Source organism: Prevotella sp. tf2-5 (assembly GCF_900115435.1).
In the GTDB taxonomy this organism is placed as follows: domain Bacteria; phylum Bacteroidota; class Bacteroidia; order Bacteroidales; family Bacteroidaceae; genus Prevotella.
This window is the reverse complement of the sequence record NZ_FOWK01000001.1, coordinates 281,708-303,375: the sequence shown is the minus strand read 5'-3', so window position 1 is coordinate 303,375 and position 21,668 is coordinate 281,708. Positions and strand designations below refer to the sequence as shown.

17 protein-coding genes are annotated in these 21,668 nt (G+C 47.1%); all 17 read right to left on the bottom strand.

All coding sequences use genetic code 11. The features are described from left to right. Positions 1-24: 24 nt before the first annotated feature. Positions 25-804: a pyrroline-5-carboxylate reductase gene (proC, locus tag BM257_RS01240; RefSeq protein WP_092067421.1), complete on the bottom strand. Its 780-nt coding sequence runs from the start codon at positions 802-804 to the stop codon at positions 25-27. Further along, positions 801-1,937, bottom strand: a complete 1,137-nt coding sequence (locus BM257_RS01235; RefSeq protein ID WP_092067419.1) for an aspartate aminotransferase family protein — start codon at positions 1,935-1,937, stop codon at positions 801-803. Before BM257_RS01235 ends, proC begins: the two co-directional genes overlap by 4 nt. A gap of 140 nt (positions 1,938-2,077) precedes the next feature. After that, entirely contained in the window at positions 2,078-3,292 is a 1,215-nt protein-coding gene (locus BM257_RS01230; protein ID WP_092067417.1) for a hypothetical protein, read from the bottom strand. Positions 3,293-3,323: 31 nt separating this feature from the next. Next, the gene (locus BM257_RS01225; RefSeq protein WP_143096696.1) at positions 3,324-4,355 is read right to left on the bottom strand and encodes a hypothetical protein; all 1,032 of its coding nucleotides are present in this window, start codon (positions 4,353-4,355) and stop codon (positions 3,324-3,326) included. Positions 4,356-4,619: 264 nt separating this feature from the next. After that, positions 4,620-6,332 carry a helix-turn-helix domain-containing protein gene (locus BM257_RS01220; protein WP_092067413.1) on the bottom strand — a complete coding sequence of 571 codons (1,713 nt, stop codon included), beginning with the start codon at positions 6,330-6,332 and terminating at the stop codon, positions 4,620-4,622. Positions 6,333-6,429: 97 nt separating this feature from the next. Continuing rightward, on the bottom strand, positions 6,430-7,395 hold the full coding sequence (argC, locus tag BM257_RS01215) for an N-acetyl-gamma-glutamyl-phosphate reductase (protein ID WP_092067411.1): 966 nt from the start codon (positions 7,393-7,395) through the stop codon (positions 6,430-6,432). After that, entirely contained in the window at positions 7,392-8,600 is a 1,209-nt protein-coding gene (locus BM257_RS01210) for an argininosuccinate synthase (protein ID WP_092067409.1), read from the bottom strand. Before BM257_RS01210 ends, argC begins: the two co-directional genes overlap by 4 nt. Before the next feature lie 21 nt (positions 8,601-8,621). After that, positions 8,622-9,221, bottom strand: a complete 600-nt coding sequence (locus BM257_RS01205) for a GNAT family N-acetyltransferase (protein WP_092067407.1) — start codon at positions 9,219-9,221, stop codon at positions 8,622-8,624. Positions 9,222-9,239: 18 nt separating this feature from the next. Next, a complete protein-coding gene (argR, locus tag BM257_RS01200; protein ID WP_092067405.1) occupies positions 9,240-9,716 on the bottom strand; it encodes an arginine repressor in 477 nt (158 codons plus the stop codon). Between the two features lie 122 nt (positions 9,717-9,838). Continuing rightward, positions 9,839-10,480 (bottom strand): ribonuclease HII, encoded by a 642-nt coding sequence (locus BM257_RS01195; protein ID WP_092067403.1) that lies wholly within the window; start codon positions 10,478-10,480, stop codon positions 9,839-9,841. Positions 10,481-10,517: 37 nt separating this feature from the next. Continuing rightward, the gene (locus tag BM257_RS01190; protein WP_092067401.1) at positions 10,518-11,744 is read right to left on the bottom strand and encodes an aminotransferase class V-fold PLP-dependent enzyme; all 1,227 of its coding nucleotides are present in this window, start codon (positions 11,742-11,744) and stop codon (positions 10,518-10,520) included. After that, complete coding sequence (locus BM257_RS01185) at positions 11,741-13,822, bottom strand: SpoIIE family protein phosphatase (RefSeq protein ID WP_255405422.1); 2,082 nt, start codon at positions 13,820-13,822, stop codon at positions 11,741-11,743. The genes BM257_RS01190 and BM257_RS01185 overlap by 4 nt, the downstream gene beginning before the upstream one ends. A 97-nt stretch (positions 13,823-13,919) precedes the next feature. Continuing rightward, on the bottom strand, positions 13,920-15,245 hold the full coding sequence (sufD, locus tag BM257_RS01180) for a Fe-S cluster assembly protein SufD (RefSeq protein ID WP_092067399.1): 1,326 nt from the start codon (positions 15,243-15,245) through the stop codon (positions 13,920-13,922). Then, positions 15,245-16,000 carry a Fe-S cluster assembly ATPase SufC gene (gene sufC, locus BM257_RS01175; RefSeq protein WP_092067397.1) on the bottom strand — a complete coding sequence of 252 codons (756 nt, stop codon included), beginning with the start codon at positions 15,998-16,000 and terminating at the stop codon, positions 15,245-15,247. Before sufC ends, sufD begins: the two co-directional genes overlap by 1 nt. Before the next feature lie 23 nt (positions 16,001-16,023). Continuing rightward, complete coding sequence (locus tag BM257_RS01170; protein ID WP_092067395.1) at positions 16,024-17,331, bottom strand: NCS2 family permease; 1,308 nt, start codon at positions 17,329-17,331, stop codon at positions 16,024-16,026. 13 nt (positions 17,332-17,344) lie between these two features. Continuing rightward, positions 17,345-18,793 carry a Fe-S cluster assembly protein SufB gene (gene sufB, locus BM257_RS01165; protein ID WP_092067393.1) on the bottom strand — a complete coding sequence of 483 codons (1,449 nt, stop codon included), beginning with the start codon at positions 18,791-18,793 and terminating at the stop codon, positions 17,345-17,347. A 101-nt stretch (positions 18,794-18,894) separates the two neighbouring features. Next, positions 18,895-21,642 (bottom strand): translation initiation factor IF-2, encoded by a 2,748-nt coding sequence (gene infB, locus BM257_RS01160; protein WP_092067391.1) that lies wholly within the window; start codon positions 21,640-21,642, stop codon positions 18,895-18,897. Positions 21,643-21,668: the final 26 nt, after the last annotated feature.

The following is a 21,668-nucleotide window of genomic DNA, read 5'->3' as shown; positions in this document are numbered from 1 at the left end:
AACTCTAAACATTCAACAATTAATTCATTTCGCTCCTGCTTTTAATCCTCGAATCACAGCGGATGTGAATCCTGCATGTTCCATCTCGTTGAGTCCCTTGATCGTGACACCGCCAGGGGTTGTTACAAGGTCGATGGCTGCCTCGGGATGTAGACCGCTAGACTGCAATAACTCTACAGCACCCTTCATGGTCTGCATCACAATCTGTTTCGCATCGTCAGCCTTAAAACCTAACTCTACACCTCCTTCTGAGGCAGCACGGATATAACGCATGGCATAGGCGATACCACAAGATGCTAATGTTGTGCCTGCGGCAAGGTGCTGCTCGTCGGTGATGATGGTCTGCCCCATCTCATCAAAGATATTCTTTACTAGTTCTGTTTGCTGTTGTGTCACAGCGTCACAGGGAACGATAAAGGTCATAGAGGCAAGTTGGGCGATGGCGATATTGGGAATCATCAGGAATAAAGGAGGACAGTCAGGTAACCATTCCTTGATTTTCGCAGAAGAAACACCAGCGGCAATGACGATGAGTATCTGCTTTTGAGGATTCAATACCTCTTTGATACCTGTCAGCACTTGCTCTACCAGCCATGGTTTTACACAGACACAGACAATGTCGGCATCTTGTGCCGCCATCTGATTGTCGGTAGTTACTGACACACTCTGTCTGGCAAATTTCTCCAACACTTGTTGTGATGGGTCTGCTACTGTAATATCTTCGTTTTTGAAGCGTTCACCCTTAATGAGCCCTTCTACCGTTGCACCACCCATGGCACCGGCACCTATCATTGCTATTTTCATAATGATGCTAATACTTTCTTTAGTTTTTCGATAAACAGGTCTGCCTCTGCCTTACTCAGACACAATGGGGGAAGCAGACGTAGGATATTCGTACCCGCACAACCAGTAAAACAGTGCTCTTGATAGATGAGTGGCTGGCGGATATCCTTTTGGGGAATATCCAAGTCAATACCAATCATCAATCCACGACCACGGATATCTTGAATATGCGGACTATCAATAGCCTTCAGTTGCTCTATCAAATAATCTCCGACAATGCGGGCATTCTCCACCAGACCTTCCTGTTCAAAGACATCCAGTACGGAAAGGGCTGCCGCACAGGCAAGGTGGTTACCGCCAAAGGTTGTTCCTAACTGTCCATAGACGGGCTTGAAATCGGGGCTGATAAGTACACCTGCCATTGGAAAACCATTGGCAATACCTTTTGCCACAGTGATGATGTCGGGTTTGATGTCTAGCCATTGGTGGGCGAAGAACTTACCACTTCGTCCGTAGCCACACTGTATCTCATCGCAGATTAGGACAGTGTTATGCTCCTTGCAGAGTTTCTGTAGTCCTTGTGCAAACTCCTTCGTAGCGAGTTTGATGCCGCCCACCCCTTGGATACACTCTAAGATGACGGCGCAGACATCTCCCTTCTGTAGCTCCTTCTCCCAGGCTGGCAGGTCGTTTATGGGCAGATAGGTGACATGACCGTTGTTGTTGATGGGGGCGATAATCTTCGGATTGTTCGTCACCTCCACGGCAAGACTGGTCCTTCCATGGAATGCTTTTTCTGCAGAGAGTACGCGGGTACGTCCATTGGTGAATGAAGCAAGTTTCAAGGCATTCTCATTCGCCTCAGCTCCACTGTTGATGAGAAACAACTGGTAGTCGTTGTAGCCGCTGATCCTCCCCAGACGCTCGGCAAGCTCCACCTGTAGCTTATTGATGACGGAATTGGAATAGAATCCTATCTTGTTCAACTGTTCCGTTACTTTCTGGATATAATGAGGGTGGGAATGCCCGATACTGATGACGGCATGACCGCCATACAGGTCAAGGTACTCCACTCCTTTGTCGTCCCAAACCTTACAACCCTGTCCCTTCACGATATTTACGTCAAACAGGGGATATACGTCAAATAGTTTCATGTCTAATACCTTATTTATAAATAACGATGCAAAGGTACGGTAAAATTCTCAGATATCCTCATGTTTTTGTCATCTTTTTATATAAAAATGGCGGCAGAAGCCTCTTGCTCCTGCCGCCCGTTATTTTCCTCGGGGTATTTTTATTTAACAACAATCTTCCGACCGTTGTTGATATAGATGCCGGGACGGGTGGGCATTCCGTTGAGTTTACGACCGGACAGGTCGTACCAGTTGTCATTCCGCAGGTTAGTCGGCATACGGGTATTGTTGATGCCAGTGGTAACAACCGTGAAGGTCTCTATCACTTTCTCGCTCCACGCACCTTTCGAGTCACCGACCAGCCATGTCAGTGTATGGTCTCCATCCTCCAGTGCCAGCGGCTCCAGGTCGATGACGAGCTGTCCGCTGTCGTCCGTGATGTCACCTGTGACGGCATGTTCTTTGTCATTGTCAATCCAGTACATGTATCTGGCGAGCGTGGCGGTAGGCGCAGGCAGCGGTGCCACATAGAAGGAACGAGCCATCTGGTTGCTCCAGATGCCCTTGTCGTCCTGTACACGCATGGTCATCATGTGTAGACCGGCATCCAACGCACTGATGTCGATGACAGCAGGCGTGTCGTCAATGGTCTGTCGGTGAACGATATCACCGTCCAGCCAGAACTCCCGTTTCGTGATGGTTGTCGCATCGGTCTGAGCACCTGGAGCTACAAAGAACGTACGGCTCATCTGGTTGCTCCAGATACCGAGATCGTCCTTCACCCTCACGAGTACCTTATGCAGACCCGGTGCTAGGTCGCTGATGTCGATGACCTGTGAGTTGAGCGTGGTGTACTCCGACTTCTTCACACCGTCCAGCCAGTATTCACAGACTGTCACGCTGGTGGCGTCGGTACGTCCCGGAGGTGACACGAAGAAGATACGGCTCATCTGGTTGCTCCAGATACCGAGGTCGTCCTTCACGCGTACCATAATAGTATGGAGTCCCGGTGTAAGGCTGCTGATATCGATGGTCTGTATATTGAGCGTGGTGTATGCCGGCTTCTTCACACCGTCCAGCCAGTATTCGCAGGCTGTCACGCTGGTGGCATCGGTGCGTCCCGGAGGTGATACGAAGAAGATGCGCGCCACCTGGTTGCTCCACAGCCCGTTGCTGTCTTTCACACGCACGGTGAGTGTGTGCAGACCGGGCTGGAGGGCACTGATGTCAATAGAAGCACCCGACGATAACGCCTGACATGCATCTATCGTACCGTCTATCCAGTACTCGCCTCCTGCGATGGTTGTTTGTGCTGCAGCAGCAGTGCTGATAATCATCACCACGGCTAACAGCATTCCTTTGATTGCTTTTATCATCTGTTAGCGTATTTATGGAGTGATGTCTTACTTATCGCGTCTCTGCATTGTAGGTCACCTTCAGGTTCGTTCCGTCAATCGCCAGTTTCAAGTCTGTAACCAGTGGAGTATGAGGCGCCTTGTTCCAAGGGTAGTTACCTCCGTTGATGCCAATCTGTGTGCCATCGCCACCCATGTAGGTATCCACCAGTTCGTCTTTGATCTTGAAGGTGCGGGCATCGGTGTAACTGATATTGGTAGCATCTTCGAAAATCTGATTATAATCCACACTGAAAATATTGTCTTCACTGCCGACATTGGAAATACTTCCTATGTTAAACATGCAATTACGGGCCGTACTGCTGGGGCCAATTCCGTAATTACCCCAAATCATACTATTGGTGAAAAGTGCTTTGCAAGATGAGCCATAACCGTAATGACCACCTACTATACAATGATTAATCACAACATGGCTTTCGTTAACGTTAAGACAAGTAATATTGCAACCATTTATTATATCGCAATTTTGAATAAGTGCGTCACCTAAACCATATACTGCATCAAGGTAACACTGGGTAAAAACAACGTTCTTGTTTTCTGCTGTAAATTGAAAGCCTGTATTGTAGTCTACTATATAGCATTTCATGATTTCCAGTCCGTCTATAGGTTTATCACAAAGATGAGATCCTATACTGTAGGCAGTTCTGAGTCCTTCAATATGGATGTTGTGAGGAGCCGTCAGCTCTTCTGGAATGCTGATGGTAAGTTTAGAACTGAGAATCGTCGGCAGGATACTGTTGTCAGAAGGATTGTCGTTGTTTCTGGCAACTTTCTGCTCTACCCAGCCGGCACCATAGATATTCACGCATTTGGTAATGGTACCGCCTGCGAAGGTTCCTGATGAGAGGGTGATGGTGGCACCACGGTCTGGTGCTGCCTCCAATGCTTCTACCAGTGCGTTGGTTCCATAAAAGATCTGGGCGTTGTCACCAACCTGCAGGATGGCACTCTGTTCGTCAGTCACTTGTGCGTTGCCCACGATGGTGCAACACAGCATTGCTAAGGTAAAAATAGTTTTCTTCATAATATATATAGGTTTTAGTTTAACTTGTTACACGCCTTAATTTTTGCAAATATAGTCATTCTTAGCTATTTTGGCACTAACAATTTTTGAAAATCGACTAACATGCAAAAATTATTAGTCATTTGTAGGATTTTCATCACTTTTTTTGACCCCAAGCACTTTTTGTTGTCTTCTATTTCGGCTATAGGCGTTCAGTTGTTTGGCTGGAGCCGTTCAGTCGTTCGGCTGGAGCCGAACGGTTGTTAGGATGCCCCTTTCTCCCTGTTAGTATGCCCCTTCCTCCCTGTTAGGTAGGCACTCCACCCCTTTTAGGCTATCAGTGCTTGTCATCCATTCCTTGGGAGTCTGTCCTGTTATTGCCTTGAAAGTGCGGAAGAAGGAAGTCTCGTTGGCAAAGCCAGACTTGAGATAGACCTCAGTCAATTTGATGTCCGGACGGGTGCGCAGTAATTGCTTGGCATAGTCGATGCGGTAGTTATTGACAAACTGCGCGAAGGAACAGTCACGCATCGACTTCACACACCCTGAGATATTACGCTGATTGGTATTCAATGCGGCAGCCACATCGGAAACTTTCAACTCGCTGTTCAAGAAGAGTCTTTGATTTTCCATCAACAAGCAGATGCGTTGGATGAGTATCTCGTTGGGATTGATTGGAGGAGGCATGACCTTCTGTTGACGACGCTTCCTCATGACAACGAATAGCACGACAGCCATAATAGCCAATACAGCCAACAGCACCCATAGCCACCATGACTGTTGATGGTCGGCAGCAACAGATGTTGTGCCGACATGAAACAGATAGGCGGAACCGCTGGGCGAATAATTGTTATTGGTCTGGAAATTGACTCCTCCTACCATCACCAGATCACCATCGGGCGTTAACACAGGAAGCGAGCATACGTCAGGCAAGGGGTCAGTATAATATAAGGTGAGAGGGACACCCTTGTCAATGCGTTTGTTATAATCGATGGCGAGGATATACTGGCGACAGTCCTTGTCGATGCCCATCATGTATCCCCGCTTTGCCTGACGGTCGACTACCACAGGGGTGTAATAGCGAATATCGCCCCACTGACTCTTTGTGGGAATAGGACAGACAGTAGGCAACAGGGAGAAACTGGTGCCCTCGACATGGGCGATGGCTACCTGTCCGTCGCCGTTCTGCACAGGTATTAGATAGGCAAAAATACCTTTCTCTGCATTACCGATGAAACTATTGTCGCAATGATGTCCGAAGTCGAATCGCAAAGGACGCCATGTCTCTAACAAAGGAACGTGGAGGGTATCGCCATGCAGACGATCGACAATACCGCTATGCAAAGGCTCACCATGAATGCCTGAACCTCCGAGAATGAGAATGTCATTCGGGGCGATGCGCAGCAGATGAGGGAGGGTACGCTCTTCTGTAACATTCTTGAAAAACGAGAACGTCTCCACTCCGTCGAAACGCTCAATAGCATCATCGTGATACCAGTTACCTGCTATATACACCTGACTACTGTCCAGCTCAATACCTGATGCCGACACACGCTTCTTATCCAGACAGCCGAAACCCGTAAAACTGTGGTCGGCGGGGTCATATTTCTCCACGACAAAGGTCTGACCGATGCCCAAGTGCTTCTCAAAACCTCCTGCAATGAGTACTTTCCCCGATTTCAACGGGACAGTTAAGCCGCCGTCGTGCGCATAGACCATCTGCATCAGATGCCATTCACCGTCTTTGTAATATTCTGCGGTGGGAGTAGGGATGAAACCGGAGGTATGTCCTCCTATCACCGTCAGTTCCCCATTTATATAAAAGGTGGAGTGCCCACTGCGGGGAACATGAAGACTGGCAAGCCGTTCTGCCACGATCTTTACCTGTCGGAACATGGCACCCTCGCTGTCAGAGCTGGCATATAATGTTGAGGGTAGTGTCACCAGGCAGAGGTACACTAAAAGGCGATGGGTGATATGGCGTATCTTTGTCTTCATCGTTGCAAAGATACTAAAATCAAATGGACAAAGACTTACAAAATCGGAAAAAAGACTAACAATACAGAAATTGTTAGTCTTTCCTCCTTCGTTAGATTTAGAATGCGGAAGCTTTCAGATTCAGTCCTGCAGTCTCGTTGATACCGAACATGAGGTTCATATTCTGTACTGCCTGTCCGACGGCTCCTTTCAACAGGTTGTCGATAGCAGAGGTGACGAGCAGCTTGTTGCCGTATTTCTCCACATGTACCAATGCCTTGTTGGTATTCACCACTTGTTTCAGGTCTATCGGCTTGTCACTATAGTGGGTGAAGGCGGCATCGGCATAGAAATCCTTATATGCCTCGATGACATCCTCAACGGGTGCCAGTGTCTTGATGACTGCTGTGCAGAAAATACCTCGTGCGAAATCACCGCGATAGGGGATGAAGTCGATGTCAGCATCCAGATATCCTTGCACCTGTTTCAACGACTGACGGATTTCTGCGATATGCTGATGCTGGAAAGGTTTGTAGATGCTGAGGTTGTTATTGCGCCATGAGAAATGGGTGGTGGCACCTGGCTTCTGACCGGCACCTGTGGAACCGGTGATGGCATTCACCGCCACATCCTCTTTCAGCAGGTTCAGATTGGCAGCAGGCAGGAGCGCCACTTGAATACAAGTGGCAAAACACCCGGGATTAGCAACGTGCTGCGCCTTCTGAATATCTTCCTTATTAATCTCGGGCAAGCCATAGACATAGTCGTGGTCGCCCTTGATGCGGAAGTCCTGTGCCATGTCAATGATCTTGACGTTTTCGGGAATGACGTGCTCCTTGAGGAACGCCTCGCTCTTGCCGTGTCCGAAACAGAAGAAGACAACATCCACTTTGTCAAACGGCATCTCGTCAGTGAACTTCAGATCGGTATCGCCAATCAGACCCTCGTGCACATCCGATACCAGATTGCCGGCATTGCTCTCGGAGTTGGCAAAGACAATCTCCGCCTCGGGATGGTTGAGCAGCAGGCGGATGAGTTCTCCGCCAGTATAGCCTGCCGCACCTAATATACCTACTTTAATCATCTCTTTTCGTCTTTATGGATTCCGTAGTAGACGCGGAGTGGGGTAGAGCTGACCTTGATAAAGCCTTTTGCTTCATCAGCTGTCCAGCCAGTCTGCGTCTCACCATACTCGCCGAGTTTTGATTTCGTTAGGTCGTTGACAGAGTCAATACCGACCGTCTCAAAACCATAGGGGCGTAACTTCAGGATAGCAGTACCTGTCACGTTGCGCTGACTGCTGGTCAGCATTGCCTCAATATCAGGCATTACAGGCTCCAAATACTGGCTCTCATGTAAGAACATACCGTACCAATTGGCAACTTGGTCTTTCCAGTATTGCTGCCACTTACTCAAGGTGGATTTCTCCAACAGACGGTGTGCCTCAATGATGAGCTTAGGGGCGGCAGCCTCAAATCCTACACGTCCCTTGATACCGATGATGGTGTCACCAACATTAGCGTCACGACCGATGGCATAGGAGGCTCCTATCTCCTCAATCTTTTGGATTGCCTTGATGTGGTCGTCGAACTTCTCTCCGTTCACAGCCACAATCTCACCCTTCTCGAACTGAATCTTCAACAACGACTCCTTTTCTGGGTTCGTCACATGCTTCAAATAGGCTTCCTCGGGCAGCCCCTGGGTGGGGTCGAGCAATTCACCACCACAGATGGAGGTTCCCCAGATACCAACATTATAAGAATACTTTAACTTCGTGAAGTCTGCGAAATAGCCGTTGGCATTCAGGTAGTCTACTTCTTCTTTACGGGTCAGGTTCCTGTCACGGGTCAGGGTGATAATCTCCACACCGGGTGCCATCACGAGGAAGGTCATGTCGAAACGAATCTGGTCGTTGCCGGCACCCGTTGAACCGTGTGCGATGGCATCGGCACCGATCTCCTTGGCATAACGGGCAATGGCGATGGCCTGGAAGATACGTTCGGAAGAGACGGAAATGGGATAACAATTGTTACGGAGCACATTACCGAAAATCATAAACTTCAGAGATTTCTCGTAATACTCCTGCGTTACGTCAAGCGTGACGTATTTCACAGCGCCCAATTTATAGGCGTTTTCTTCGTTTCTCTTCAACTGCTCGGCAGAGAATCCACCTGTGTTGGCGCAGGCAGCATATACTTCATAACCTAATTCCTTGGTCAGATACATCACGTTGTAGCTAGTGTCAAGTCCACCACTGAATGCTACTACTACTTTTTTCTTGTTTGCCATATTTATTACATTTTTTAATTTTTACATTGCATCGAGTTTCTTTATTCGCTCAATCACATCTTCTGGAATTTTTGCGGGAAGGTGTTCCTCGGGGTCGTAGAGCATCGCGGTACAGATGCAGTATTTACGACCAGTACGGTGTAATACATCCACATTCACACAGCCCTCACATCCTCGCCAGAACGCTTCGTCATCTGTTAGGTCTGCAAAAGTTACAGGCTGGTACCCCAGTTCAGTATTCATCTTCATTACGGCGGCACCACTCGTCAACGAGAATATTTTGGCGTGGGGCCAGCGAGTGCGGGCGAGAGAAAAAGTCATGTCTTTAATCTTCTTTGCCACACCCAGTCCTCGGAAATCGGGGTGCACAATGAGTCCACTGGTAGTTACATATTGTTTGTTGCCCCATGTCTCAATATAGCTGAAACCAGCGAAACGGTCGCCTTTGAGGGCAATTACAGCTTTCGCCTCTTTCATCTTGGTGGCGAGATACTCATGGGTACGCTTGGCGATACCCGTACCACGCACCTTGGCGGCATCTGCAATAGTTTGTAGGATTGTGTCTACATATGTCTCATGCTCTGGTCCTGCCACCAGAACCTGTATATCTTCTTGTTCCATTTTTTACTTCTTACCTTTTTATTTCATATTTGGTACCACTTCACTTAAAGCCCTGATGACTTCTTCTTTGCTGATACCTTGTTTGATAACAATAAAGATGGTGTCGTCACCAGCGATGGTTCCGATAATCTCATCGATATGATTGTTGTCAATATTATAGGCGATACTGCTTGCATAACCTGGTCGTGTCTTGATAACAGCCATATTGCCGGAGAAATTAATACTCAGGAACCCTGGTACTTGCATCATTTCACGGACGCTATGGGGAGTGCTGACACGCTTATACATCGTGTCATTGGGTAATACATATACGTAATTTCCACGCATTGAGGCTGCTTTAGCGACTTTCAACTGTTTCAAATCACGACTCAGTGTTGCCTGGGTCAGTTGAAAACCTTCTTCCTTCAGGGCTGATAATAGCTCTTCCTGACTGCCTAATTCCTGACTGGAGATAATCATCCGTAAGGCTTCCAATCGGTCATTCTTTACTTTCATGTTTGGTATATTTATTCAAATGGCGCTGCAAAATTATACAAAAATCTGCATATCACCAAACATTCTCCGCTCTTTTTTCTGCGGAAATCTTGTCAAAGAATGAATGCAACAATGGCTCTTTTTTAGAAATCGAAAGACAATTGACCATCTCCCAGCAAATTGAAGGTTTTACGATGGTAGGGAGTGATGCCATACTGGCTGATTGCTTCGCGGTGCTTTTTTGTGGGATAGCCCTTATTAGAGAGCCAGTCATACTGTGGATATTCCTCTGCCAAACAATCCATATAGTCATCACGGTAAGTCTTGGCAAGGATTGAGGCTGCGGCGATGGAGAGAAATTTACCGTCACCCTTCACGATTGTAGTATGTGGTAGAGGTTTTCTCTCATCTCTTACCTCTAATCCCTCACCGCTATCATAATAGGGTTTGAAACGGTTGCCGTCGATAATAATCGCCTCAGGGCGTACCTTCAACTGGTCCAAAGCGCGATGCATGGCGAGGATGGAGGCGTTGAGGATATTGATCTTGTCAATTTCCTCAGGTGTGACAATGCCTACTGCCCAAGCGATGGCATCACGTTCGATGATCTCACGAAGTTGTTTACGTCGTTTGTCCGTCAATTGTTTAGAATCGTTCAGTTCCGCATTTTGATAGTCTGCGGGAAAGATGACGGCAGCAGCATAGACACTACCAGCCAGACAGCCACGCCCGGCTTCGTCACAGCCTGCTTCTATCATTCCTTCGTAATAGTGACTTTTTAACATAAAAGACGATTCGTTCAATTTGTTTCACTCCCCAAAATTAGAACATCTGCGAGATGCGACGGATTCCAGCAACAAGGGCATCCACCTCTTCCTTGGTGTTGTAAAGGGCAAAGGAGGCACGGACGGTACCAGAGATGCCTAACCGATCCATCAAAGGTTGTGCACAGTGATGACCAGTGCGTACAGCGATACCAAGGCGGTCAAGTAAGGTACCCATATCCAAATGATGGATATTGCCAACGTTGAAAGAGACGACAGCATCCTTTGCAATAGACTGCTGTGGACCATAGATATGGATATCAGGAATTGTTTGCAGCTGTTCCATGCAGTAACGCGTGAGTTCTTGTTCATGTTGCTGGATAGCTTCAAAGCCAAAGGATTCAATATAATCGATTGCTTTCGCAAGACCATGAGTAGCGACATAATCTGGGGTGCCAGCTTCAAATTTAAAAGGAAGTCGCTCAAAAGTCGTTTTCTCCCATGTCACTTTGTCTATCATTTCACCGCCACCTTGATAGGGTGGGAGCTTTTCGAGCCATTCCTCTTTCCCATATAGTACACCGATTCCCGTTGGTCCATACATCTTATGACCGCTGAAAGCGAAGAAATCGCAATCCAAAGCCTGTACGTCTATTGTCATATGAGGAGCACTTTGTGCACCATCCACTAAGACAGGGATACCTCGTTCATGGGCAGTCTTGATGATGTCCTCTACAGGATTGATGGTTCCTAGTACATTACTGACATGTGCTATACAGATAAGTTTTGTTTTGGTTGACAGTTGCGAGTTGAGAGTTGAAAGTTCCAGATAACCATCGTCGGTGATAGGTATATGCTTGACCACAATGCCCCGTTTCTGTGCTTGTAACTGCCAAGGTACGATATTCGAATGGTGTTCCATCTCTGTCACCAAGACTTCATCACCTTCTTGCATCTGTGATTCACAGAAGGATGATGCCACCAAATTGATAGCCTCTGTAGTACCACGAGTGAAAATAATTTCTTCTATCTTCTCTGCATGGACAAACTGACGAACACGTTCACGAGCTGCTTCATGAAGGTCGGTTGCCTGTTGGGAGAGGTAATGCACACCACGGTGAACATTGGCGTTTACATTGAGGTATTCCTCCCTCATGGCATCCAGTACACTAAGTGGTTTCTGAGTCGTTGCTGCGTTATCCAGATAAACCAAGGGTCTGCCATACACCTCTCTTTCAAGAATAGGGAAGTCCTTGCGTATTTGATTGATATCTAATGAGCTCATTCGTCTGTCTTGTCGAATTTCAGTTCCATCATTGTCAGGTCGTCATTAGGTGAAGCTCCGTTACGATGCTTCTCCACAGCCTCTCTCATATATTCAATGAGTTGTCGGGCATTGTCGAAATGCATCGTGTCGAGAATTTGCAATAGATGGTCATCACCAAACTGAACTTGTTCCTTATTTTCTGCTTCATTCAGTCCGTCGCTATAGAGAAATAGCGACTTACCCTTGATATTATCCACATGCTCACCGACGAACTCCAGGCCAGGCCAGAGACCAATAGGTGCATTGGTTTCTATTTCCATGAACTTGTCACCTAGAACTGGAGGGTTATGCCCCGCATTGCAAAAGTCCATCGATCCTGTCTCAAGATTGATTAGAGCCAAGAACATAGTAACGAACATGCCGTTCTCGTTACCTTCGCACAATTCATCGTTCAGACGGGTAGCAATATCAGCAGGCATCATATGCTGTTTAGCCATTGCACGGAACAGACGGGCAGCCTGTGCCATAAAAAGGGACGCTGGTACACCTTTTCCCGACACATCACCCAGACAGACATAAATATGATTGTCATCTAACAGATAGTCATAGAGGTCACCACCCACTTCTTTGGCAGGCATCATATAGGCATAGATATCCAATCCTTTGTATTTGGGGAACACATTGGGTACGATGGATTGCTGAATATTACGTGCGATACGTAGTTCACTCTCAATACGTTCCTTGGCAGCTGTCGTCTCTTCCAACTGGTCGTATGCAACCTTCAGTTTCTGGTGTGCTTCCTCCAGTTTGTTATGGGCAACAGCCAGACGATGGGTGGCGGCGCGTCGATGGAGCGTATAGACAATGAAAAACACGATAATCAATACCATAGCCACTCCTGTACTGATCAATCGTTGTTTATTAAGGTTGGCCTGTTGCTGGGCAATCTCTGCCTCCTTGCCTTGTGTGTCATAAATAGTGGCAAGCTCCGCAGTGGCACTGTTTTTCTGATTAATGATAGCTGTATCGAGTAACTCGAAAATGCGCATAGCTATCACACGGGCAGAGTCACGCCTCCCAGCCATTTCGTTAGCCCTGAACTTGGGTAACATATATAACTGTATATTGTCGAGAGAGGGCTCCATGCTCCATTTACTCAAAGTCTGATCTAGATAGCGGTAGTTGTCGGCAGCCTCTTCATAACGTTTAGCAGCTACCAGGTAATCGTTAGCATTAATACGTCCTGGTCCAGTCTTTGAGTAGTTCGTTCTTTGGAATGCCTGATATGCTTTCTGCGCTTCTTTGGGCTTGTCCAGTCCTTGCATGGCAACGGCACGCATAATCTCAATACGTCCCTGATACTCGTCGAAATACTCTGACCGGGCATCAGGACACTGGCGGTATTTGTTGAGCAACATCTCCGTTCGATCAATCCAATAGACCGCCTCAGCATAGCGTCGCATGTTGATGTATGCCATGCTGGTATAAACAGTTCCGATGACAGCCTCCTGGAATCCTCGACTGGTTGAATCTGTCTTCCACCGGTTCTCATAATGACCACGAGCCGTGAGGAAACTCTTATTTGCCTCTTCGTCACGTCCAAGATTCAACTGACAACAGCCAATGTTATTCAATAAGATAGCATAGTCGATATCGGAGCCGACTTGCTTATCGTCCATCTTAGCTATAGCGGGGATAGCGATGCGCAGTGCCCCTTCGAAGTCGCCCTTCACGAGTAATAACTCGGACAGGCGACGAGCCACTTTGATATAGCTTACCAGGTCCTGTTGTGAATGAATATCATCAGCAATAGCTCTACGGTAATATATCTCAGCCAACCGATACTGTCCTTGCCGATAGTATGACACACCACGCCAACGGTTAGCGTCAAGCGATGAAATGTCTTTTGTCAACTCGAAACTATCAGACAAAGCCCTCATGCGCTCATAGTCCTTCATCACGCCCACATTGAAAATGACGCTATCGGCATGAGCCATATTTGGTTGGGCGACCTTTCTCACCCTATTACATGCACTCAATATTGCCGACATCAGTAGTAAGATGACCACCAAATGGAAAAAACTACGCTGTTGCATAAGACATTACATTTTTTTCAGTTGCAAAGATAAAAAAAAGATATTATCCATACAAATTATTCATGGAAAAAGTCTTGGTACTTTCCTTTCACCATCTTTACTTGCATAACTTACAGCCCTCACATTTGTTTAGCTCGCCACGGAAGCGTTTCTCCACCAGATGGTGCAGACGGTTGCGTAAAGGCTCTAGATTCATTTGGTCGATGACCTCGTTGATGAAGGCATTCTGTAAAAGCATTTTCGCCTCTTTCAGAGAGATGCCACGCTGGCGCATATAGAACAAAGCGGCATCATTGAGCTGACCTACCGTTGATCCATGGGCACATTTCACATCATCGGCATAAATCTCCAACATAGGTTGGGTGTACATTCGAGCCTCTTTTGTCGCTGTCAAGTTCTGGTTCGTCATCTGAGAGACGGTCTTCTGGGCACCATGCTCAACCAATACACGTCCGGCAAAGGCTCCTGTCGCCTTATCGTCAAGGACATACTTGTAGCGTTCGTTAGAGGTACAATGAGAAGCTTGGTGAATGATAAGTGTATTATTGTCAACGTGTTGTTGCTTGTCTGCTATCACACAACCATTACACTGACATTCCGCACCTTCACCAGAAAGTGTCAAGTCGAGTTTGTTGCGAGTAACACCGTTATGTAGGGTAATGACATGATGATTCACATGACTGTTTGCCTGCTGGTCAATATACACATTGCTGATTCGTACGTTCTTGGCGTGTGTCTCCTCCAGGCAATACAGGTCTAGAGAAGCATTTACTCCCACATAAGCCTCAATGACCTGTGTAGCAAGGAAATGACGGTCGTCGGCAGCATGATCACAGAAGAGCATTTTGATTTCGGCACCTTCCTCGAGAATGATGAGAACACGACGGCTCACCATCAGATCGACATCACTACGCAAGATATTAATCACTTGAATGGCACGTTCTACCTTTACATTCTTGGGCACATAGACATATAGTCCGTCTTGTGCCAGCATGGTATTGAGGTCGGTAGTGGCATCGTTCGCTTGACCAGCTAAATGGTTATAATAGTCACTAGTGGCAAAGTCCTTCAGTGAGCCAATGATGACACCCTCAGGAAGATGTCCTTTGGGTTTCTCGTCGTGATAGAGCATGTCGTTCACTACAAAATAAAGACTCGTAGAGAGGTTGGGAACATCGCAACGGAATGCGTCGTAAGGATTGACAGGTATCTGGAGGCGATTCAGGTTCAAGCCGTAGTCAGGCTCGAAGAGCTTCTGCATGTCTGTGTATTTGTAGCGCTCCACTTTTTTTGATGGGAATCCTTGTGCCTTAAAACGATAGAAAGCCTCGTCACGCTCCGCATTCATCACATCGCTGCTATGCTTGTGAATCATTTCGCGACATTCCTCGTAGAGTTCTATGTATTGCTTCTCGCTACCCATTATTCTTCACCAATTTCTTCCTTAATCCAATCATAGCCGTGTTCTTGAATCTGTACGGCAAGTTCTGGTCCGCCAGTCTTCACAATACGTCCATTATAGAGGACATGCACAAACTGAGGTTTAATCATCTCCAGTAGGCGATCGTAATGGGTAATCACGATACAAGAAGTTTCTGGTGTCTGTAACTTATTAACCCCCTCTGCCACGATACGCATTGCATCAACATCCAGACCAGAGTCTGTTTCATCTAGAATGGAGAGTTTGGGCTCGAGCATCGCCATCTGGAAGATCTCGTTTCTTTTCTTCTCACCACCACTGAACCCCTCGTTTACAGAACGGTTTGCCAGTTTGGAATCCAGTTCTACCACTTTACGCTTTTCACGCATCAGTTTCAGGAATTCAGCAGCGTTCATAGGCTCCAGCCCTTGATACTTACGTTTCTCGTTGATGGCAGCCTTCATGAAGTTGGTCATTGAGACACCTGGGATCTCCACAGGGTACTGGAACGATAGGAAAAGACCCTCATGGGCTCTGTCTTCTGGTTTCATTTCCAACAGGTTCTTGCCATTGAAATAAGCCTCACCCTCCGTTACCTCGTAGAGAGGATTACCCACGAGCACAGCACTCAGTGTCGACTTACCAGAGCCATTCGGTCCCATGATGGCATGTGTCTCACCATCATTAATAAGGAGGTCGATGCCTTTCAATATCTCTTTTTCTCCAATTTTGGCGTGTAAGTTTTTGACTTCTAACATTCTATTATTCTTTTAACATCGAACTACAGGAATGCATAACGGCAGATGAACAAAATGGCCAGAAGGATGGTTCCCCAGTTCATATTGTTACGTATGTCTTTATCTTTGAATGTTCCTGACAACAGATGGATCAGCACATAGGAAATAACACCCATAAGGATACCATCAGATATACTGTAGGTAAGTGGCATGAGCACAATACAGATAAAACAAGGTATAGCCGTTACATAATTGGAGAAATCAACCTTGCGGATATCGTACATCATCATGACACCAACCAGGATCAGTGCAGCAGCTGTAGCCTGTTCAGGAATAGCAAGAAATATCGGTGCAAAGAGCAGTGCCACAACATAGCAGATGGCGGCAATAAAACTAGTCAACCCAGAGCGTCCACCTACGTTGACACCAGAAGCACTCTCTACGTAAGTCGTTACCGTTGATGTACCAAGCATAGCACCGACAGTAGTACCAATGGCATCAGCCATAAAGGCCTGATTCAGATTCTTCACGTTGCCATTATCATCAACCATACCTGCACGGTTAGATACACCAATAAGGGTACCGATGGTATCGAACATATCGATAAACAGGAAGGTGAGCACTACGACAGCCATATCTACCGTGAGAATATTGTGCCACTCAAACTGCATGAAGATAGGACTGATAGATGGTGGTGCTGACATGATACCCGAAAAATGGGTAATGCCTAAAGGGATACCTACAATGGTGGTCGCCAAGATACCAATGAGCAGTGATCCTGTTATGCCCCTAACCAAGAGTGCAGCCGTTAATATGATACCAAAGATACTAAGCAGCACAGCGGGGTCATGAAGATTACCCAATGTGATGAATGTGGCTTCCGACGAGGCTACAATACCAGCGCCTTTCAGACCCACGAAGGCAATAAACAGTCCGATACCAGGACTGATGGCTCGACGCAAGACCAAGGGGATGGCGTTAACAATATACTGGCGCAAGCCAGTAACGGTCAGCAAAATAAAGATAAGTCCCTCTATCATGACAGCAGTTAGCGCAAACTGCCACGAATAGCCCATAGTGAGCACGACGGTAAATGCAAAGAAAGCATTCAGTCCCATGCCAGGAGCCAAGACAAAAGGCAATTTGGCATAGATAGACATCACTAAGGTTCCTACTACAGCTGAGATACACGTTGTGGTAAACACAGCACCTGCATCCATGCCAGTAGCAGAGAGGATGCTGGGATTGACAGCTAAGATATAAGCCATCGTTAAAAAGGTGGTAATGCCACCTATCACCTCCTTGCGTAAGGTCATCTTGGAGGGATCAAATCCAAATAATTTCTCTAACATAGTTTTTATTATTTTATCCAACAGTTCCTTCTAAAGATACACTTAGTAGTTTCTGAGCTTCAACGGCAAACTCCATAGGTAGTTTCTGTAAGACCTCCTTGGCATAGCCGTTGACGATGAGACCGACCGCCTGTTCGGTCGGTATGCCGCGCTGATTGCAATAAAAGAGCTGGTCTTCGGAGATTTTTGAGGTGGTAGCCTCATGCTCGAAAACAGCAGTATCGTTGTGCACATCCATATAAGGAAAGGTATGGGCACCACAATCGGATCCCAGCAATAGCGAATCACAACTAGAATAGTTACGGGCGTTATCAGCAGTGGCAGCCGCACGCACCAATCCCCGGTATGAGTTCTGTGAGTGACCTGCAGAGATACCTTTCGAGATAATGGTCGACTTGGTGTTCTTGCCAATATGAATCATCTTGGTACCTGTGTCCGCCTCTTGATAGTTATTAGTGACAGCCACAGAATAGAACTCTGCCTGTGAATGGTCACCTCTGAGGATACAAGAGGGGTATTTCCATGTAATGGCAGAACCTGTCTCCACCTGCGTCCACGAGAGTTTGGAGTCCACTCCACGCAGATCGCCACGTTTGGTTACAAGATTCAAAACACCACCCTTGCCGTTCTCATCACCAGGATACCAGTTCTGAACGGTAGAGTATTTTACCTCTGCCCGGTCTTTCACTATAATTTCAACGATAGCTGCATGTAACTGGTTCTCGTCACGCATAGGAGCGGTGCACCCTTCAAGATACGATACATAAGCATCGTCATCAGCAATGATGAGTGTACGTTCAAACTGTCCTGTGTTACGGGCGTTGATGCGAAAATACGAGCTCAGTTCCATTGGACAGCGCACCTCTTTCGGAATATACACAAAGGAGCCATCAGAGAAGACCGCGCTGTTCAATGCCGCAAAGAAATTATCCTTGTAAGGCACCACTGTCCCAAGGTACTGACGCACTAGGTCGCCATGTTCCTTGATAGCCTCTCCGATGGAACAGAAGATAACTCCCTTCTCACGCAGCTTCTCCTTGAAAGTTGTCTTTACGCTGACAGAGTCCATAATGGCGTCAACGGCAGTATTACCACTAAGTGCCAGTCGTTCCTCAAGGGGAATACCAAGCTTGTCGAAGGTCTTCTCCAACTCAGGGTCTATCTTACCATCACCCTCAGGCTTTTTGGCAAGTGGGTCTGCATAATACGAAATCGCCTGATAATCAATCTCGGGCACATGTACATGTCCCCATTTTGGCTCTTGTTGCTCCTTCCAGTAACGGAAAGCCTTAAGGCGGAACTCAAGCATCCATTCGGGTTCCCCTTTCTTAGCAGAGATGAGCCGAACGATATCCTCGTTCAGCCCTTTCTCAATAATCTCTGTATGTACATCCGTCGTGAAGCCGAACTCATATTTCTGTTCGGCAACCTGACGGACAAACTCATTCTTGTTTTCAGACATAAGAACTTTTTATAGACATCATAACAGAATAACAAATAATCTTCAATCTTTAGAAGATATAAAATATTAATATGTTATCTAGTCTCAATATATAATTCTGCCTACAACTTCTGTTCTACCTCAATCTCCATGAAGGTCTCGATGATATCACCAACTTGGATGTCGTTGAAGTTGACCAGTGAGATACCGCACTCCAATCCTGTTGCCACTTCCTTGGCATCATCTTTGTAGCGCTTCAGGGCATCAATAGGTGCAGTATGGATTACGATACCATCGCGAACCACGCGTGCCTTGTCTTTAGAGTGTACCTTACCTTCAGTAACAAGTCCACCGGCAACAGTACCGACCTTGGAAATCTTGAACACTTGCTTGACCTCAATCTCACCAGTGACAACTTCTTTCTTCACCTTGTCGAGCATACCCTCCATCGTCGACTTCACCTCATCGATGGCATCATAAATAATAGAATAGGTATTGATCTCGACACCCTCACGCTCTGCGGCACGACGGGCATCCGCTGAAGGACGAACCTGGAAGCCGACGATGATGGCGTCGGAAGCAGAAGCAAGCATGACATCGTTCTCTGATATCTGACCGACAGCCTTGGCAATGACGTTCACCTGTACTTTCTCTGTGGACAGTTTGATGAATGAGTCAGAGAGAGCCTCAATACTACCGTCGGTATCACCCTTCACGATGATGTTCAACTCATGGAACTCACCAAGGGCAATACGGTGGGAGATCTCATCAAGACCAACGGTCTTCGTAGTACGCAGACTCTGTTCACGCTGTAACTGGGTACGTTTGTTGGCAATCTCACGAGCTTCCTGCTCTGTCTCCATCACATGGAAAGTGTCACCAGCGGTAGGAGCACCATTCAGACCGAGGATGATAGCAGGTTCTGCAGGACCGGCCTTCTCGATACGCTGGTTACGCTCGTTGAACATCGCCTTTACTTTACCCCATGCTGTTCCGGCAATGACGACATCACCCACCTGCAAGGTACCGTTAGATACCAATACGGTGCTGACATAGCCACGACCCTTGTCCAGCGATGACTCGATAATGCTACCCGTAGCTTTACGGTTCGGGTTTGCCTTCAGATCGAGCATCTCAGCTTCCAAAAGCACTTTCTCCAGTAGTTCATCGACACCAATACCTTTCTTCGCACTGATCTCCTGACATTGGTACTTGCCACCCCATTCCTCTACGAGCAGGTTCATATTGGCAAGGTCCTCACGTATCTTATCAGGGTTAGCTCCTGGCTTATCAATCTTATTGATAGCGAAGACCATGGGTACATTGGCTGCCTGGGCATGGGCGATAGCCTCCTTGGTAGTAGGCATCACAGAGTCATCAGCGGCAATAATGATAATGGCGATATCGGTCACCTGGGCACCACGGGCACGCATAGCGGTAAACGCCTCGTGACCTGGAGTGTCAAGGAAGGTGATCTGACGACCATCTTTCAGTTTGACGTTATAAGCACCGATGTGCTGAGTGATACCACCAGCCTCACCGGCAATCACGTTAGTGTTACGGATATGGTCAAGTAAAGAGGTTTTACCATGGTCAACATGACCCATTACCGTTACGATGGGAGCACGAGTTAGCAAGTCGTTCTCATCATCAGCCTCCTCTGTAATTGCGTTCTGTACCTCAGCACTCACGTACTCAGTAGTGAAGCCAAATTCCTCGGCAACGATATTAATGGTCTCGGCATCCAGACGTTGGTTGATACTTACCATGATACCGATGCTCATACAAGTACCAATAACCTGGTTGACACCCACATTCATCATCGTGGCGAGCTCGCTGACAGTTACGAACTCTGTCAGTTTCAATACCTTGCTCTCTGCTGCCTCTGCTGCCATCTCCTCGCTTAAACGCTCCTGTACGGCATCACGTTTCTCGCGACGATATTTGGCACCTTTCTTGTTCTGGTTCTTAGAGGTCAGGCGGGCAAGGGTCTCCTTGACCTGACGTGCTACTGCCTCGTCATCTACCTCCAGGGACTTGACAGGACGGTTCTTCTTGTTCTTCTTTCCACCACCTTGCTGCTGGTTGTCATTGAAGTTCTGGTTACCACCCTTGTTCTTATTCTTCTTTCCTTGTTGTTGGTTTGCCTGGCTGGCAGCAGCCTCAATATCCACCTTGCCGGAACGGATGCGCTCACGTTTTTTGCGCTCTCCACTGGCAGCGTGCTGCTGGGCGGCTTTCTCTTCGCGTTCCTTACGGCGCTCCTCCTTTGATTTTTTCTTAGGACGAGTACTCTGGTTAATGGACGAGAGGTCTATCTTACCAATCACTTTCACACCAGAAGCGGTGGATTCTTCGTTCTCTGTCTCTGCGATAGTGGCAGGCTCCTCAGACTCTGACTCCGACACAGAAGGAGCCTCTACAACAGGTTCTTCTTTCACTTCCTCTATCGGCGTCTCCACCTGAGGCTTCTCTTCCTCTGGACTCTCGGCAGCAGTCACAGGGGGTTCTTCTTTCTTGACAGCAGGTTTCCCTACATTGTCAAGGTCAATCTTGCCAACAGTTTTAAACTGTGGGCGATGCTCCAACAGTTCCTCGGTCACGGTGATTTTTTTCTCCACCACTTTCTCGACCTTCTCTGTCTTCTTCTCCTTGACTTTCTTGGTGAATATCATGTCAGCCTGTGTCTTGACAGCTTTATCGCCTTTGAACTCACCGACCAATGCCTGATATTGCTCGTCCGAGATTTTCGTATTTGGTGTCATCTCGTCCTTTACCTCACCAAGTTCTTTCTTATTCTTTAGGAAATCAACTGCCGTTTGAAGTCCTATATTCAGTTCGGATAATACTTTATTTAATCTTACTCCCATTAACTCTTAACTCTAAACTCTAAACT

What these genes read in the sequence shown, in the direction of transcription:
- BM257_RS01190 (WP_092067401.1), bottom strand. Translation starts at nt 11,744, where the DNA reads ATGAGCTCATTAGATATCAATCAAATACGCAAGGACTTCCCTATTCTT.
- sufC (WP_092067397.1), bottom strand. Translation starts at nt 16,000, where the DNA reads ATGTTAGAAGTCAAAAACTTACACGCCAAAATTGGAGAAAAAGAGATA.
- infB (WP_092067391.1), bottom strand. Translation starts at nt 21,642, where the DNA reads ATGGGAGTAAGATTAAATAAAGTATTATCCGAACTGAATATAGGACTT.
- BM257_RS01185 (WP_255405422.1), bottom strand. Translation starts at nt 13,822, where the DNA reads ATGCAACAGCGTAGTTTTTTCCATTTGGTGGTCATCTTACTACTGATG.
- sufB (WP_092067393.1), bottom strand. Translation starts at nt 18,793, where the DNA reads ATGTCTGAAAACAAGAATGAGTTTGTCCGTCAGGTTGCCGAACAGAAA.
- BM257_RS01220 (WP_092067413.1), bottom strand. Translation starts at nt 6,332, where the DNA reads ATGAAGACAAAGATACGCCATATCACCCATCGCCTTTTAGTGTACCTC.
- BM257_RS01170 (WP_092067395.1), bottom strand. Translation starts at nt 17,331, where the DNA reads ATGTTAGAGAAATTATTTGGATTTGATCCCTCCAAGATGACCTTACGC.
- BM257_RS01210 (WP_092067409.1), bottom strand. Translation starts at nt 8,600, where the DNA reads ATGGCAAACAAGAAAAAAGTAGTAGTAGCATTCAGTGGTGGACTTGAC.
- argR (WP_092067405.1), bottom strand. Translation starts at nt 9,716, where the DNA reads ATGAAAGTAAAGAATGACCGATTGGAAGCCTTACGGATGATTATCTCC.
- proC (WP_092067421.1), bottom strand. Translation starts at nt 804, where the DNA reads ATGAAAATAGCAATGATAGGTGCCGGTGCCATGGGTGGTGCAACGGTA.
- BM257_RS01235 (WP_092067419.1), bottom strand. Translation starts at nt 1,937, where the DNA reads ATGAAACTATTTGACGTATATCCCCTGTTTGACGTAAATATCGTGAAG.
- BM257_RS01225 (WP_143096696.1), bottom strand. Translation starts at nt 4,355, where the DNA reads ATGAAGAAAACTATTTTTACCTTAGCAATGCTGTGTTGCACCATCGTG.
- BM257_RS01230 (WP_092067417.1), bottom strand. Translation starts at nt 3,292, where the DNA reads ATGATAAAAGCAATCAAAGGAATGCTGTTAGCCGTGGTGATGATTATC.
- sufD (WP_092067399.1), bottom strand. Translation starts at nt 15,245, where the DNA reads ATGGGTAGCGAGAAGCAATACATAGAACTCTACGAGGAATGTCGCGAA.
- argC (WP_092067411.1), bottom strand. Translation starts at nt 7,395, where the DNA reads ATGATTAAAGTAGGTATATTAGGTGCGGCAGGCTATACTGGCGGAGAA.
- BM257_RS01195 (WP_092067403.1), bottom strand. Translation starts at nt 10,480, where the DNA reads ATGTTAAAAAGTCACTATTACGAAGGAATGATAGAAGCAGGCTGTGAC.
- BM257_RS01205 (WP_092067407.1), bottom strand. Translation starts at nt 9,221, where the DNA reads ATGGAACAAGAAGATATACAGGTTCTGGTGGCAGGACCAGAGCATGAG.